Genomic DNA, 14,187 nt, shown 5'->3' on the forward strand with positions numbered 1-14,187 from the left:
CCGAAATGTCCATTCGCCCACCGCGCGTTGGTGCGATGTGTTTACGGTGGGTCTCGGATGAGGGTCCGTCGGACGGGATCTCGCCAACCGCGCGGGACGTCGGACCCAGAGAGGTCGCGATGAACCGAAGGATCACCACCACTCTCATAGCCGGTGCAGCAAGCCTGACAGTCGCCGTATCAACACTCGCCGGCGCGGGCAACGCCGCCGCACAAGGCAAGGGAGTCGAGATCACCGCCGTCGACAACAAGAACTGCACCGCCACCTTCACACTCACCAACTACACGAATTCAACTTTCTACCAACCAGATTGGTGGTTCAAGCAGGAAGCGAACCAGGACTGGATCAATGCCACCGGGAACGTCGGAGACCTGACGGCTCCGTGGCGGTACGTCAACGGGATCCCGTGGCCCATGGCCCGCTGGGTCCAACGAGAAGACGGCACCAAACTGTTTTCCCAACTCGCGCCCGGCGTGCCCCCGGCTGGTGGCGGTGTGCCGTACAACAGCAGTGCCCAACCGGACGGTTTCGTCAGCACGGCGACGGTCAATCTCAAGACCGTCACCAATCCCGCGCCACCGGCACCCTCGCCGGAGGGCACCCAAACCATCTACTACCGCATCAAGTCGGGCCCCCAGACCGCTGACCGGCGGCCGACCCCGCAGGAACTGGTTGTCACCGGCTGCCAGTCGGGATCCGGCTCTCTCGACTGGGGCTCTCTGCGTTTCTGACCCGCCACGCCGACGCGGCCCACGATCGTCGTCCGACCACTCCGTGGCCGGCGCGGGCATCCCCGGCGGTCACCGGTTTCCGCAGGCACCATGACGACATCGCGTATTCAGCGCGAGTTCCGCCCAGGGCAGCGCACTATTCACCAGGCCGCACATGTGTATGCCGGCGAAAGCTCCGGCAGTGTTCCGGTCGGCAACAAATCGGCGTCGATCGGCAGAACCACAACCATCGTGCGCGCCGTATGCCATCGTCGAGCCATGCACTCGACCCGGCTGCCCGAACTCGTCGACGAGCTCCTGACCACCGCACATGGGGCCAGGAGCCGTCGCGCTGCGCACACGCTGTACGGCGACTCCTCACGGCACCTGCGACAGACGGTTATCGCGCTGGTCGCCGGAGCCACGTTGTCCGATCACGAAAGCCCCACCGAGGCAACCCTTCACGTCCTCCGGGGCCACGTCTCCCTCAAGACGGGCGAGCACAACTGGGATGGCCGGCAGGGCGACCTCGTCACGATCCCTCCCGAGCGTCACGGACTCACCGCCCGCGAGGATTCCGCGGTGCTGCTGACAGTCGCCACGCACTGACCCACGACGCCGAAGCACGTCGGACCTACGCAATCGATGAGCGCAACCTGCCCTGGGGTCCGCAATTGTTCGAGTGCGGATTTGATTTCCCGACACACCATTCTTGAGATTGTTTGTCGCATTCGCGTCGAATCGAGGAAATAGCAGATATCGCCTGACACAGATGTGTATCGTGGCGCGCATGGCCCGGTCCGGCGACACTCAGGGCACTGCAGCCACTGCCCTTCTGAACATCGGCAAGTTCTTCACCCGTTGGGACGAGACCGACGACCGTCGCGCAGTATTCCGTGACGGTGGGCGCGCCGGCGACGTCTTCTATCGAGACCGGTGGAGCCACGACAAGATCGTCCGTTCCACGCACGGGGTGAACTGCACCGGTTCGTGCTCGTGGAAGGTCTACGTCAAGGACGGGATCATCACCTGGGAGACCCAGGAAACCGACTACCCGTCGGTGGGACCCGACCGACCCGAGTACGAGCCACGCGGATGTCCGCGCGGCGCCGCATTCTCCTGGTATACCTACTCCCCCACGCGTGTTCGGCACCCGTACGCGCGAGGTGTTCTCGTCGAGATGTACCGCGAGGCGAGAGCCCGGCTCGGTGACCCCGTCCTCGCCTGGGCCGATGTTGTGTCCGATCCGCTCCGGCGCCGCTCCTACCAGCAGGCCCGGGGCAAAGGCGGCCTGGTGCGGGTGAGCTGGGACGAAGCCACCGAGATGGCGGCCGCGGCACATGTCCACACCATCAAGACCTACGGGCCCGACCGGTGTGCGGGATTCTCGCCGATCCCCGCGATGTCGATCGTGAGCCACTGCGTCGGCACGCGCTTCATCCAGCTCATCGGCGGCGTCATGACGTCGTTCTACGACTGGTACGCCGACCTGCCCGTGGCGAGTCCGCAGGTGTTCGGCGACCAGACCGACGTCCCGGAATCCGGGGACTGGTGGGACGCGACCTACCTGATGATGTGGGGATCGAACGTGCCCGTCACCCGTACCCCGGACGCACACTGGATGGCCGAGGTTCGCTATCGCGGCACCAAGGTGGTCGCCGTCAGTCCCGATTACGCCGACAACACCAAGTTCGCCGACGAGTGGCTACCAGCGCAGGCCGGCACCGACGCCGCTCTCGCGATGGCCATGGGCCACGTCATCCTGACCGAGTTCTTCCGCGACCGCACGACCGACTTCTTCGACTCCTACGTCCGCACCTACACCGACCTCCCGTTCCTCATCCGCCTCGACGAGCACGACGACCAGGACACGCTGGTGGCGGGCAAGTTCGTCACCGCCGACGAAGTCGGCTCCAGCCCCACCGCCGACGAAGTCGGCTCCGGTTACACCGCCGAGGACGTCTGGAAGACCGTGTTCTGGGACGAGGACCGCGACGGTCCCGCGGTGCCGAACGGTTCGGTGGGGTTCCGGTACGCCGAGTCCGGCGTGGGACGGTGGAATCTCGACCTCGAGGGCGTGCGGCCCGCCCTGACTCTCCTGGGTCCCGACGCGGAGCTCGTCTCGGTGTCCTTCCCGGTCTTCGACGCACCGGACCGCAGCGGCTCGGTGGTCCGCCGCGGTGTCCCGGCCCGGCGGATCAACGGCCGCCTCGTCACGACCGTCTTCGACCTGATGCTCGCGCAGTACGGCGTCGCCCGGGACGGGCTTCCCGGCGAGTGGCCCACCGGCTACGACGACGCGACCACGCCCTACACCCCGGCGTGGCAGGCCGAGATCACCGGCGTCCCGGCCGAGGCCGCGATCCGCGTCGCCCGCGAATTCGCTGCCAATGCCGAAGAGTCGCAGGGCCGCTCGATGATCATCATGGGCGCCGGAATCTGCCAATGGTTCCACGGCGACGCGACCTACCGCGCGATCCTCTCGCTGCTCATCCTCACCGGCTGTATGGGCCGGAACGGGGGCGGCTGGGCACACTACGTCGGGCAGGAGAAGTGTCGTCCGATCACCGGTTGGGTGTCGCTGGCGAACGCGCTCGACTGGTCGCGTCCGCCTCGGACGATGACCGGGACGTCGTACTGGTACATGCACACCGGGCAGTGGCGCAACGACGGATATTCCACCGCGTCACTCGCCTCCCCGCTGGCGCGCGGCTCGATGGACCACGAGCACACCGCCGACGCGATCGCACAGTCCGCGCGGCTCGGGTGGATGCCCTTCTACCCGCAGTTCTCGGCGAATCCCCTCGACGTCGCCGACGAGGCCACCGCAGCGGTCGACCGTGGAGACGCCGACGACGTGGCCGGTTACGTCGCCGACCGTCTGCACACCGGCGACCTGACACCCGCCATCTCCGATGTCGACGCGCCGGAGAACTGGCCGCGAACTCTCGTCCTGTGGCGGTCGAACCTGCTCGGTTCGTCGGCCAAGGGCAACGAGTACTTCCTGCGGACTCTGCTCGGCACACATCACAACGTGCTGGGGACCGAAGATCCCGAGGCACCGCGTCCGAGCGAGATCCGGTGGCATGACCGGCCTCCCGAGGGGAAACTCGACCTGCTGCTGTCCGCCGACTTCCGCATGACCTCCACGACGCTGTTGTCCGACATCGTGCTGCCTGCGGCGACCTGGTACGAGAAGTACGATCTCTCGTCCACCGACATGCACCCCTTCGTCCATGCGTTCACCCCGGCCATCGCTCCCCCCTGGGAGGCGAAGTCGGACTTCGAGCTGTTCCACCGGCTCGCCCGCAAGTTGTCGGAGCTCGCGCGGACGCACCTCGGGACACGTCACGACCTCGTGAGTGCGCCGATGCAGCACGACACCCCCGGGGAAACCGCCCAACCGCACGGGCGGGTCGTCGACTGGCGCGACACCGGCGTGCGTGGCACACCTGGTCGGAACATGCCGAACTTCAGTGTCGTCGAACGTGATTACACGGCGATCGCCGACAAGCTCGCGACGATCGGACCGCTGGCCGACACTCTGGGCTTCACCGTCAAGAGCGTGACCTACCCTCTCGAGGAACACACGCGGACGCTCGCCGAGGCCAACGGCGTCATGCCGAGCGGTGCCGGCGAAGGCCGCCCGGCGATCGACACCGACGAGAAGCTCGCCGAGGCGATCCTCACGCTGTCCGGCACCACCAACGGCGCACTCGCGGTGGCCGGTTTCGAACAGCTCCAGACCCGCGTGGGTGTGCAACTCGACGACCTCGCACGAGGTTCGGAGGAGAAGCGGATCAGGTTCGCCGACACCCAGAAGGCACCCGTTCCGGTGATCACCTCGCCGGAATGGTCCGGCTCCGAGACCGGCGGTCGGCGGTACGCCCCGTTCACCGTGAACATCGAGCGGCTCAAGCCTTTTCACACACTCACCGGACGCATGCACTTCTACCTCGATCACGACTGGATGATCGACATGGGCGAGTCGCTGCCGATCTACCGACCCCCACTGGACATGCACCGACTGTTCGGCGAACCGCGACTCGGTCCCGACGGCGCGCGCGAGATCACGGTGCGTTACCTGACGCCGCACAGCAAGTGGTCGATCCACTCCGAGTACCAGGACAACCTGTTCATGCTGTCGCTGTCGCGTGGTGGTCCGGTCGCCTGGCTGAGTCCGCAGGACGCCGCGTCGATCGAGGTGTCCGACAACGACTGGATCGAATGCGTCAACGCCAACGGGGTGTTCGTCTGCCGCGCGATCGTGAGTCACCGGATGCCCGAGGGCGTCTGCTACGTACATCACGCGCAGGAGCGCACCATCGACGTACCCAAGTCGGAGGCGACCGGGCGCCGCGGCGGAATCCACAACTCCCCCACCCGACTTCTCGTCAAACCCACTCACCTCATCGGTGGATACGCCCAGTTGTCCTACGCCTTCAACTATCTCGGCCCCACCGGCAATCAACGCGACATGGTGTCGACGATCCGCAAGCGCAGCCAGGAGGTGACGTACTGATGCGAGTCATGGCCCAGGTCGGGATGGTGATGAATCTCGACAAGTGCATCGGATGCCACACCTGCTCGGTGACCTGCAAGCAGGCCTGGACCAACCGGTCGGGCACCGAGTACGTGTGGTTCAACAACGTCGAAACCCGTCCCGGGCAGGGTTATCCACGGCGTTATGAGGATCAGGACACCTGGCGCGGTGGATGGCGACTCAACCGCAACGGGAAGTTGCGGTTGCGCACCGGGGGACGGCTCCAGAAGCTGTTGACCCTGTTCGCCAGTCCCGTGCAGCCCACGATCAACGACTACTACGAGCCGTGGACCTACGACTACCAGACGCTGATCGATGCCCCGCTCGGTGACGACTTCCCCGTCGCGCGTCCCAAATCCCTGCTCACCGGCGAGGACACCAAGGTGACCTGGTCGGCGAACTGGGACGACAACCTCGGTGGCGCAACAGAACACGTGCCGCACGACCCCATCGTCGAGAAGCTCCGGCGCGACAGCGAGGACGCGGTCAAACTCGGGTTCGAGCAGACCTTCATGTTCTATCTGCCGCGGATCTGCGAGCACTGCCTCAATCCTTCGTGCATGGCGTCGTGCCCGTCCGGGGCGATCTACAAGCGCAGCGAGGACGGGATCGTGCTCGTGGACCAGGACCGGTGCCGCGGCTGGCGTCAGTGCATCACCGGATGTCCGTACAAGAAGATCTATTTCAACCACAAGTCCGGTAAGGCCGAGAAGTGCACCCTGTGCTATCCGCGCATCGAGGTGGGTCAACCCACCGTGTGTTCGGAGACCTGCGTCGGACGCCTGCGCTACCTCGGGATCTTCCTGTACGACGCCGACGCCGTCACCGCGGCCGCGTCCACCCCGGATGAGCAGGATCTTTACGGGGCCCAACTCGATCTGATGCTGGACCCCGACGACCCCGAGGTCCTCGCGGCGGCTCGGGCCGACGGGATCCCCGACGACTGGCTGGCGGCGGCGCGCCGCTCACCGGTGTACGCGCTGGCCAAGAAGTATCGGGTCGCACTTCCGCTGCATCCGGAATACCGCACCATGCCGATGGTCTGGTACGTCCCGCCGCTGTCCCCGATCGTCGACCTGCTGGCCGAGCAAGGACACGACGCGGAGAGCCCGGGAACCCTCTTCGGCGCCATCGAGGCGCTGCGTATCCCGGTCGAGTACCTCGCCGAACTGTTCACCGCCGGTGACACCACGGTGGTCGACGCGGTGTTGCGCCGCCTGGCGGCGATGCGTGCCTACATGCGTGATGTCACGCTCGGCCGGGAACCCGACGGTGCCATCCCCGCGGCGGTGGGGATGACCGAGGAACAGATCTACGAGATGTACCGGCTGATGGCCATCGCGAAATACGATGAGCGGTACGTGATCCCGACCGCACATCTCGAACAGGCCGAGAAACTCGACGAAATGGCCTGTGCGCTCGACTACGACGAGGGTCCGGGCATGTTCGACTCGTCCGCGTTCGGTGAGGCGAGTGGCCGTCCGGCACCGGTCTCGGTGGAGACCTTCCACGCGCTGCGGCAGCGACAGACCACCGACACCGCGGCCGGCTCGCACACGCTGGCCGGACGCACCAACCTGCTGAACTGGGACGGGAACGGTGTTCCCGCGGGGATGTTCCCCGACCGCGCGGAGCACGGGCGAGAGAATGAACGGGGCGGTCGCGGATGAGGGCCTTCCCCCGGTTCGACCGCGCCGCGAGAACGTCGACCGGAGTCCGGGTGATCCACCAGATCAGCTCCTGGTGCCTCAGCTATCCCGACGACGACGTGCTCTCGCGCATCGACCTCATGCGCGCCGCTCTCGACGAACAGCGCCGGGACGCCGCGGTGCAGTTGCTCGGACGCACCGTCGACCACCTCGCCGGCGAGGACGCGATGACCCTGCGTCGCAACTACATCGATCTGTTCGACCTGTCGAAGCGATCCACCCTGTACCTGTCCTATTGGTCGGACGGCGACACCCGCCGGCGCGGATCCTCGCTCGGCGAGTTCAAACAGGTCTACCGGGACAGCGGATTCCTCGTCGACCTCCACGGCGAGCTACCCGACCATCTGCCGATCGTCCTCGAGTTCAGTGCGCGCGCCGATCCCGGACGGGGCGTCGAACTCCTCGAAAAACACCGCGCGGCACTCGAACTCATCAAGTTCTCGTTGCTGGAGGCGGACTCACCGTACGCCGGCGCGGTGGCCGCGGTGTGTGCTACCCTGCCCAGTCCGTCCCCGCCCGACCGCGAGACGGCGATGGCACGATGCCGGCCGGTCCCCACCGAGACCGTGGGACTGGAACCCTACGATCCCCGGCTTCTCCCCATCGATCCGACGTCATCACGACCCCCGATCCCGAACCCGACCGTGAGGTGACGCGTGGACATCTTCCTCTGGGGCGTACTGCCGTACGTGACGCTCGGACTGCTGATCGGCGGCACGATCTGGCGATATCGCTATGACAAATTCGGCTGGACCACGAGATCCTCGGAACTCTACGAATCCCGCCTGTTACGAGTGGCCTCGCCGCTGTTCCACTACGGGATACTCGTGGTCATCATCGGACATGCGATGGGTCTGCTGATCCCGGAGTCGTGGACCGACGCTGTCGGTGTCAGCGAGACGACCTACCACTGGGGCGCGGCGATCTTCGGGCTGCTGGCCGCGGTCGCGACGCTCGTCGGAGTGGGCATGCTCGTCTACCGCCGCCGCACCGTCGGCCCGGTGTTCATGGCCACCACCCGCAACGACAAGGCGATGTATCTCGTGCTCACCACGGCGTTGATCGCGGGCACCTACATCACGATCATCGGCGCGGCGGACCCGCACGCGCACGGCGTGAACTACCGGGAGACCGTGTCCCCGTGGTTCCGATCGATCTTCGTCCTCCAACCGGACGTCTCGGCGATGGTGCAGGCCCCGTTGCGCTTTCACGTGCACATTCTGATCGGGATGCTCCTGTTCGCGATGGTGCCATTCACCCGGTTGGTACACATCTTCACCGCACCCGTGCACTATCTGTTCCGGCCGTACATCGTCTACCGGAGCCGCGACCGTCGACCGGCACCGGGTAGCCGGCCGTCTCGGCCGGGCTGGGCCCCGGTCGGAGTGAAGGACCGTGATCGATGACCACCGACACCGCAGCCACCCGGGCAGCCACCGGGTCGCAGTCGATCAACCTCACGCTCGCGACGCTGGCCTTCACGATCAGCTTCTGGGCATGGAATCTCATCGGCCCCCTCGGAGTGGTGTACACCGATCAGCTGGACCTGTCGGCAAGCCAGAAGTCGATCCTCGTCGCGATCCCCGTTCTCGTGGGGTCGCTGGGCCGGATCCTGACCGGAGCCCTGACCGACCGGTTCGGTGGTCGTCTCATGTTCACGGTGCTTCTGGTCGTCACGATCCCGTTCGTGTTGCTGGTGGCGGCGGCCGGTCGCCTCGCGAGTTACCCGCTGCTGCTCGTCGCCGGGTTCCTCCTCGGCGTCGCCGGTACGACGTTCGCGGTGGGCATTCCCTTCGTGAACGCCTGGTACGACAAGTCACGTCGTGGCTTCGCGACCGGGGTGTTCGGCGCGGGAATGGGCGGCACCGCGCTGTCGGCGTTCTTCACCCCGCGATTCGTGTCGTGGTTCGGATACGTCGCCACCCACGTCGTCATCGCGGTGGCGCTGGCGGCGACCGCGGCGGTCTGCTGGATGTTCATGCGCGACTCACCGCGCTGGGTTCCGTCCCACGACTCCGTGGTGCCGAAGCTCGCCGCCGCCGCCAAGTTGCCCATCACCTGGCAACTCGGTTTCCTCTATGCCGCGACGTTCGGCGGTTTCGTCGCGTTCAGCACCTATCTGCCGACCTACCTCAAGGACGTCTACGACTTCGACCTGCAGGCGGCCGGCACCCGAACCGCGGGTTTCGCGATCGCGGCGGTGCTCGCCCGACCGCTCGGCGGCATCCTGTCCGACCGGTTCGGACCGCGGATCATCACGGTGATCTCGTGCGGCGGCGCGGTGGTCCTCGCCGCCTGGATGATCACCACACCCCCGGTGGAGATCCCGGCAGGCATCGATTTCGTGCTGATGGCGATCTGCATGGGCCTCGGATCGGGGTCCGTTTTCAGCTGGGTCGCACAGGCCGCGCCGGCCGAACGCGTGGGCTCGGTGACCGGGATCGTCGGAGCCGCGGGCGGGGTCGGCGGCTTCTTCCCGCCACTGGTCATGGGGGCCACCTACGACGCCGCCACCCATAGTTACACCACCGGCCTCGTCCTGCTCGCGGTGTTCGCCGCAGGTGCGATGGTGTTCACGATCTTCGGCATCCGCGGAAGGCCGGCCGACTGAGCCCGCGCCCGACCGGCACTCGGGCTTCGACGATCAGAGTTGTCGGACCCCCGTGGTGTCATGGTCGCACCCTTCGAACAAAGGAGCGATCCATGTCAGACCACGCTGCCGCAATCCGAGGTCTGCCCCGGTGGCATCCCAATCCCGTCATCCGCTCGACCATCGACACCATCCGCCGGTGTGGATGGCAGGTGACCTCCGTCGGCGAAGGATCTCCCGAGGCGAACAGTCGCGAAACCGACTGCGGCTTCTCCTACACCGCCGGGCTCTCGTTGCACTCGATCCCCGAACTGGCCATCTACGGCGTCGACCCGCTCACCGCGCATCACATCCTGAACGAGCTCGGCGATCTCCTCCACCGCGAGGACTGGCGCGATCTCGTCGCGGACCAGTCCGACATCCGGCTGCAGACGGTCGCGGTGTCGGTGCGACTCATCGAGCAGGTCGACAAGGACGAACTCATCCTCGCCAACCTGCTGTTCCCCGATTACCCGACGCTGCAGGTGGTCTGGCCCGACGAGTACGGCCGGTTCCCCTGGGAGGAGGGCTACATCCTGCTGCCGATGCACCAGCCGGTGAAGGGGATTCCGGATCTCTCGGCGCACGCGCGACGGGCCGCCCACGTGATCACCACCGAGTCGGGACCCGACCGAACCCGCCCCCGCCGGGGCCGCCGGATCTCGGGGCACTGAGGCGTGCCGGATATCCGTTGCCCGCCTTGACGAATGGGGTAGTCGGCTGAGGTCAGAGGGTCGGCCGTCGGGTGTCGTACGCCTCCCGGTACCTCACCCGCCGGCGGCCGTCACCGGCGACGGCCAGAACTGTGCGGACGATGCTCGCGAGCAGGACGAGACCGCACACGATTGCCAGTGGTACTGCGGCCATGACGACCCCCTTCACCTCGCTCCGCACCGCGAACCACGTTGCGGGACCGTTGGGATCGCCCCGGGCTTCCCGTGACGAACTGTTGCCGAACATGGTTGCGCGGAACCGCCGTTGGGCGCCACTGTTTTTTGTGGCCGGAGAGTGCTCACGCGCTGAGAAACGCCTCCGCGAAGCACCGTGCATATGGCCGTCGGAGAGGCGGTTCTCAGCCGGTGACGCGCCGGTCGGTCGACAGAGCGATCTCCTCGTGCGCCCGCACTTGGCACAATGGACAACGTGCTCACGCTGTCCGCCGGAGAGAACCGTCCGTTGCCGTCGTCGGCCGTGACGGTGTCGGTGCGTTCGGCATCGCCGGTCAACACCTCGGCGATCCTGCTCACCGATGCCGGTCGCGTCCGGTCCGACGCCGATCTGATCTTCTACAACCAGCCCACCGGCCCGGGTGTCGGCTATCGCTCGTCGGGTGCGGTCGACATCGTCACCGTCGACACCGCAGCCCTACCCCGCGACATCACGACGGTCGTCGTCGCCGCGAGCCTGGACGGCACCGGCCCGTCCACCTTCGCGACCGCCGGCGCACTGACCGCGACCCTGAGCGGCGGCGGCGAGGAACTCGGCTTCACGCCGACGGGTCTCACCAGCGAGGCCGCCGTGGTCTGCCTCGAGATCTACCGCCGCAACGATACCTGGAAAGTTCGTGCCGTCGGCCAGGGTTACGACGCAGGGCTCGCCGGTCTGGTGTCCGCGTTCGGCATCGACGTCGAGGACGATCCGGCACCGCCGCCGCCTCCCGGTCAGCCACCGCGGGTAACCGATCCGCAGCCGTGGCCGCCGACGAATCAGCCGGTCCCACAACCACAATCACCGCCTCCGGCCGCACCGCCGCCGGCCACCCCGCCCCACCCTCCGGTCACGACCCAACCCTCGGGAGTCCCCATGCACAGCGATCTGTTCGCCCCGTCCCACGCCGAGGTCAGCGGCCAGGGAATCCAGAAGCAGGGCAGCAAGATGTGCCGCGTCGGCCTCTCGGGTGAGGTCATGGCCCGCACCGGTTCGATGGTCGCCTACCAGGGTGATCTCCACTTCGAAGCACTCGGGTCCGGCGGTCTGGGCCGGATGATGCGTCAGGCGATGACCGGCGAGGGCGTCCCCCTGATGAAGGTCACCGGTCGCGGCGACCTGTTCCTCGCCAACGCCGCGTCCGACGTCCATCTGATCGACCTCGACGGCACCGACGGCCTCACCATCAACGGCGCCAATGTCCTCGCCTTCGACTCGACCCTTCGCTACGACATCCAGCGCGTCCAGGGCGCGGGCGCGATGAGCAACGCGGGCCTGTACAACTGCGTGTTCACCGGCCGCGGACGTATCGCCATCACCACCGACGGCACACCGGTGGTCCTCAACGTCGACGCCGCGACCTACGCCGACCCGCAGGCCGCGGTCGCCTGGTCGTCGAGCCTGCGCACCTCGGTGAAGTCCAACGATTCGTTCAACCTCGGCACCCTGATGGGACGCAGCACCGGCGAACGCTTCACCCTCGCGTTCTCCGGCCAGGGCTTCGTCGTCGTGCAGCCGTCGGAGTTGCCGCCGGGCGGGTTCATCGGCGGCACCGGCGGTGGTGGGGCCGCGGGCTCGGGCGCCGGCGGGGTACTGGGCGGCATCCTGGGCCGCTGAGCCCGGCGATCGCCTACCGGCGTACGCCGACTACCGGAAGACGCTCCCCTTGTTCTCGGACGCTTCGACGCGCTCGACGATCCACGAGACGAGCACCTCGGGCTTGCGCTTACGGCTCGTCTCTTTGCGGGTGTCGAGCTCCTGCTCGGCGATGATGTCCCGGAGCTGGTCGAGGGTCAGCTCGCCGAGTCGCGCCGACAGTTCCTGGCCACCGCCCTCGCGGTAGACGACGAACGGATCGAACGCGCCCGGTTGACGTGTCACCCGCTTCTTCGGCGCCGCCGCCCGCTTCCGCGGCGCCGCCACGGGAGCGCCGTCGAGCGCGATGTCGACCGGACGAAGCGCGTCGACCACTCCGGTGAGCGCGGAAGCGAAACGCGAGGACCGCTCGGCCTCGGCGATGATCACGGTGACCAGCCCCGCGATCAGCTGTGCGGCCTGTGGATTCTTCGCGTCCAATTGCGCGAGCGCACCGCCGACGGCCTGGTACTCCATGCGCCGGCGGGTGTCGTCGGAACTCATCGGATCTTCTCCTGCGCCTCGGTCATCACGTCCATGGTCAGGCCACGGAACTGGTCGAACTGTCCTTGATTGCCGTATTTGACCCGAAGCGTCCCGTACGACGTGAACTCCGCAGCTGCGGCAACGGAATTCGCCTCGTTGATGTAACTGGGCAGCACATGTTGAATGGTGGGGTCACGGCGCAGGCGCATCGCTGTCGACCGGTGCACGGCCGAGTTCGCCTTGTACTTCGTGATCACCACACCGAGCTCGACGATGGTCCGGCCGATCTCGTGGCCGATCTTTCGCACCCGGGTCTGGATTTGTGGGATTCCGTACGTGGACAACACATCCGGGATGTTGGGAATGATGTAGGGCGTCCGCGGCGGCCAGGCCGTTCAGGGTGATGGGCCCGATGTTGGGCGGGCAGTCGATCAGCACATAGTCGTAGAAGTCGAGGACCGGTTCGATCGCCTCGCGGAGGAAGCCGGTGCCCCCGTTGGGCACCCGCCCCTCGACGCGCAGCGCGCTCAGGTCCTCCTGGACCTCGATGAGGTCCAGCGACGACGCGAGGAGGTCCACGGAGTTCACCTTCTTCACCGGTGAGACACCCCGCTCGACGGCCTCGTCGAGCCGGAAGTACCGGTGCCCTGGACCGCATCGGAGAACAGTGTGGCGAGCGTCCGACCGTTGGTGTCCAGCTCGAGCCAGCGCTCCCCGCTGATCATCATGGTGGTCAGATTGATCTGTGAGTCGAGGTCGATGAGCAGCACCCGCTGACCGAACTCCGCCGACATGTATTCGGCCAGCCCCGCGGTCACCGTGGTCTTGCCGACCCCGCCCTTCAAGCTGATCGTCGCGATCACTTTGGCCATCGAAGAATCTCCGCCTTCCCTGCGGTCATGCGTCGGCAGTAGGCAGGGAAACGGGTCGTCCCATCGCACTGATCAGCCGCCCCGGCGTGAGAGCTTAACACCACGCCCTGTGGCGGAATGCGCACCATATCGGCACTTTCGCCGGCGGACCGCGAGGCGTCGGTAACGTCGATGCCACACGCCGCCACCACCGCAGGAGTTCGACGATGCCCGAAGCCTCCACCTCCGTCGTGATCAAGCAGCCGCCCGACACGGTCTGGGAGTACTGCCTGGTCCCGGAGCACGTCGCGGCGCTCACGCCGGGTGTCGTCGGCATCGCGCCGGTGTCGGAGGGCCCCACTCGCGTCGGCACCACGTGGAAGGGTCAGATGAAGGCTCTGGGACGCACGGTCGACTGGGTCGGCGAATTCACCCGCGTCGACCCCGTGGAGGGGACCGAGTTCACTTCCACCGAGTCCCCGTTCGGGTTCACCATCTCCGCCACCTTCGACGACGCCCGCGACGGGGTACGCCTCACCTACCGCGTCCACAACGACGGCGTCGGGGGCGGGGCGATCGGCAAGGTCGCCGACGCCTTGGCCATCCGCGCCTTCCAGCGGTCGCTCACAGCCAGTGCCCGAAAGCTGCCGCGTCTCGTCGACGAATGGGCGGCGCGACGCTGAACGCGTTGCCCCCG

The 14,187-nt window shown here is 66.9% G+C and carries 12 protein-coding genes and 1 pseudogene; 10 read left to right on the top strand and 3 right to left on the bottom strand.

Annotation, left to right across the window (positions count from 1 at the left end):
• The first annotated feature begins 119 nt into the window (after positions 1-119).
• From GOALK_RS17650 to GOALK_RS17685, 8 genes are all read left to right on the top strand, one after another.
• On the top strand, positions 120-731 hold the full coding sequence (locus GOALK_RS17650; RefSeq protein WP_006360201.1) for a hypothetical protein: 612 nt from the start codon (positions 120-122) through the stop codon (positions 729-731).
• A 258-nt stretch (positions 732-989) separates the two neighbouring features.
• Positions 990-1,319, top strand: a complete 330-nt coding sequence (locus GOALK_RS17655) for a cupin domain-containing protein (protein WP_006360202.1) — start codon at positions 990-992, stop codon at positions 1,317-1,319.
• Positions 1,320-1,500: 181 nt separating this feature from the next.
• A complete protein-coding gene (locus GOALK_RS17660; protein WP_040004320.1) occupies positions 1,501-5,232 on the top strand; it encodes a nitrate reductase subunit alpha in 3,732 nt (1,243 codons plus the stop codon).
• Positions 5,232-6,923 carry a nitrate reductase subunit beta gene (narH, locus tag GOALK_RS17665; RefSeq protein WP_006360204.1) on the top strand — a complete coding sequence of 564 codons (1,692 nt, stop codon included), beginning with the start codon at positions 5,232-5,234 and terminating at the stop codon, positions 6,921-6,923. The genes GOALK_RS17660 and narH overlap by 1 nt, the downstream gene beginning before the upstream one ends.
• Entirely contained in the window at positions 6,920-7,615 is a 696-nt protein-coding gene (narJ, locus tag GOALK_RS17670; protein ID WP_040004321.1) for a nitrate reductase molybdenum cofactor assembly chaperone, read from the top strand. Before narH ends, narJ begins: the two co-directional genes overlap by 4 nt.
• A 3-nt stretch (positions 7,616-7,618) precedes the next feature.
• Positions 7,619-8,368 carry a respiratory nitrate reductase subunit gamma gene (gene narI / locus GOALK_RS17675; protein WP_006360206.1) on the top strand — a complete coding sequence of 250 codons (750 nt, stop codon included), beginning with the start codon at positions 7,619-7,621 and terminating at the stop codon, positions 8,366-8,368.
• Positions 8,365-9,573, top strand: a complete 1,209-nt coding sequence (locus tag GOALK_RS17680) for a nitrate/nitrite transporter (RefSeq protein WP_006360207.1) — start codon at positions 8,365-8,367, stop codon at positions 9,571-9,573. Before narI ends, GOALK_RS17680 begins: the two co-directional genes overlap by 4 nt.
• 92 nt (positions 9,574-9,665) lie before the next feature.
• The gene (locus tag GOALK_RS17685) at positions 9,666-10,265 is read left to right on the top strand and encodes a DUF4262 domain-containing protein (protein WP_006360208.1); all 600 of its coding nucleotides are present in this window, start codon (positions 9,666-9,668) and stop codon (positions 10,263-10,265) included.
• A gap of 52 nt (positions 10,266-10,317) precedes the next feature.
• Here the strand turns inward: GOALK_RS17685 and GOALK_RS24070 are convergent, their stop codons facing one another.
• Positions 10,318-10,458 carry a hypothetical protein gene (locus tag GOALK_RS24070; protein WP_164905311.1) on the bottom strand — a complete coding sequence of 47 codons (141 nt, stop codon included), beginning with the start codon at positions 10,456-10,458 and terminating at the stop codon, positions 10,318-10,320.
• Positions 10,459-10,725: 267 nt separating this feature from the next.
• On the opposite strand from GOALK_RS24070, the gene GOALK_RS17695 reads away from it, so the two are divergent.
• Complete coding sequence (locus tag GOALK_RS17695; RefSeq protein WP_006360210.1) at positions 10,726-12,135, top strand: AIM24 family protein; 1,410 nt, start codon at positions 10,726-10,728, stop codon at positions 12,133-12,135.
• A gap of 30 nt (positions 12,136-12,165) precedes the next feature.
• Here GOALK_RS17695 and GOALK_RS17700 read toward each other — a convergent pair whose 3' ends face one another.
• Both GOALK_RS17700 and GOALK_RS17705 read right to left on the bottom strand, forming a co-directional pair.
• Positions 12,166-12,657, bottom strand: a complete 492-nt coding sequence (locus GOALK_RS17700; protein WP_006360211.1) for a hypothetical protein — start codon at positions 12,655-12,657, stop codon at positions 12,166-12,168.
• A pseudogene (locus tag GOALK_RS17705) lies at positions 12,654-13,511 on the bottom strand (ParA family protein). The gene GOALK_RS17700 and the pseudogene GOALK_RS17705 overlap by 4 nt, the downstream one beginning before the upstream one ends.
• 206 nt (positions 13,512-13,717) lie before the next feature.
• Between GOALK_RS17705 and GOALK_RS17710 the strand changes: the two are divergent.
• Positions 13,718-14,173, top strand: a complete 456-nt coding sequence (locus GOALK_RS17710) for an SRPBCC family protein (RefSeq protein WP_006360215.1) — start codon at positions 13,718-13,720, stop codon at positions 14,171-14,173.
• The last annotated feature ends 14 nt before the right edge of the window (positions 14,174-14,187 follow it).

Origin of the sequence: Gordonia alkanivorans NBRC 16433 (genome assembly GCF_000225505.1) — a bacterium.
GTDB classification, from domain to species: Bacteria; Actinomycetota; Actinomycetes; order Mycobacteriales; family Mycobacteriaceae; genus Gordonia; species Gordonia alkanivorans.

Coding starts and splice junctions, on each gene's coding strand:
- GOALK_RS17650 (WP_006360201.1), top strand. CDS start 120: ATGAACCGAAGGATCACCACCACTCTCATAGCCGGTGCAGCAAGCCTG.
- GOALK_RS17655 (WP_006360202.1), top strand. CDS start 990: ATGCACTCGACCCGGCTGCCCGAACTCGTCGACGAGCTCCTGACCACC.
- GOALK_RS17660 (WP_040004320.1), top strand. CDS start 1,501: ATGGCCCGGTCCGGCGACACTCAGGGCACTGCAGCCACTGCCCTTCTG.
- narH (WP_006360204.1), top strand. CDS start 5,232: ATGCGAGTCATGGCCCAGGTCGGGATGGTGATGAATCTCGACAAGTGC.
- narJ (WP_040004321.1), top strand. CDS start 6,920: ATGAGGGCCTTCCCCCGGTTCGACCGCGCCGCGAGAACGTCGACCGGA.
- GOALK_RS17680 (WP_006360207.1), top strand. CDS start 8,365: ATGACCACCGACACCGCAGCCACCCGGGCAGCCACCGGGTCGCAGTCG.
- GOALK_RS17685 (WP_006360208.1), top strand. CDS start 9,666: ATGTCAGACCACGCTGCCGCAATCCGAGGTCTGCCCCGGTGGCATCCC.
- GOALK_RS24070 (WP_164905311.1), bottom strand. CDS start 10,458: ATGGCCGCAGTACCACTGGCAATCGTGTGCGGTCTCGTCCTGCTCGCG.
- GOALK_RS17695 (WP_006360210.1), top strand. CDS start 10,726: ATGGACAACGTGCTCACGCTGTCCGCCGGAGAGAACCGTCCGTTGCCG.
- GOALK_RS17700 (WP_006360211.1), bottom strand. CDS start 12,657: ATGAGTTCCGACGACACCCGCCGGCGCATGGAGTACCAGGCCGTCGGC.
- GOALK_RS17710 (WP_006360215.1), top strand. CDS start 13,718: ATGCCCGAAGCCTCCACCTCCGTCGTGATCAAGCAGCCGCCCGACACG.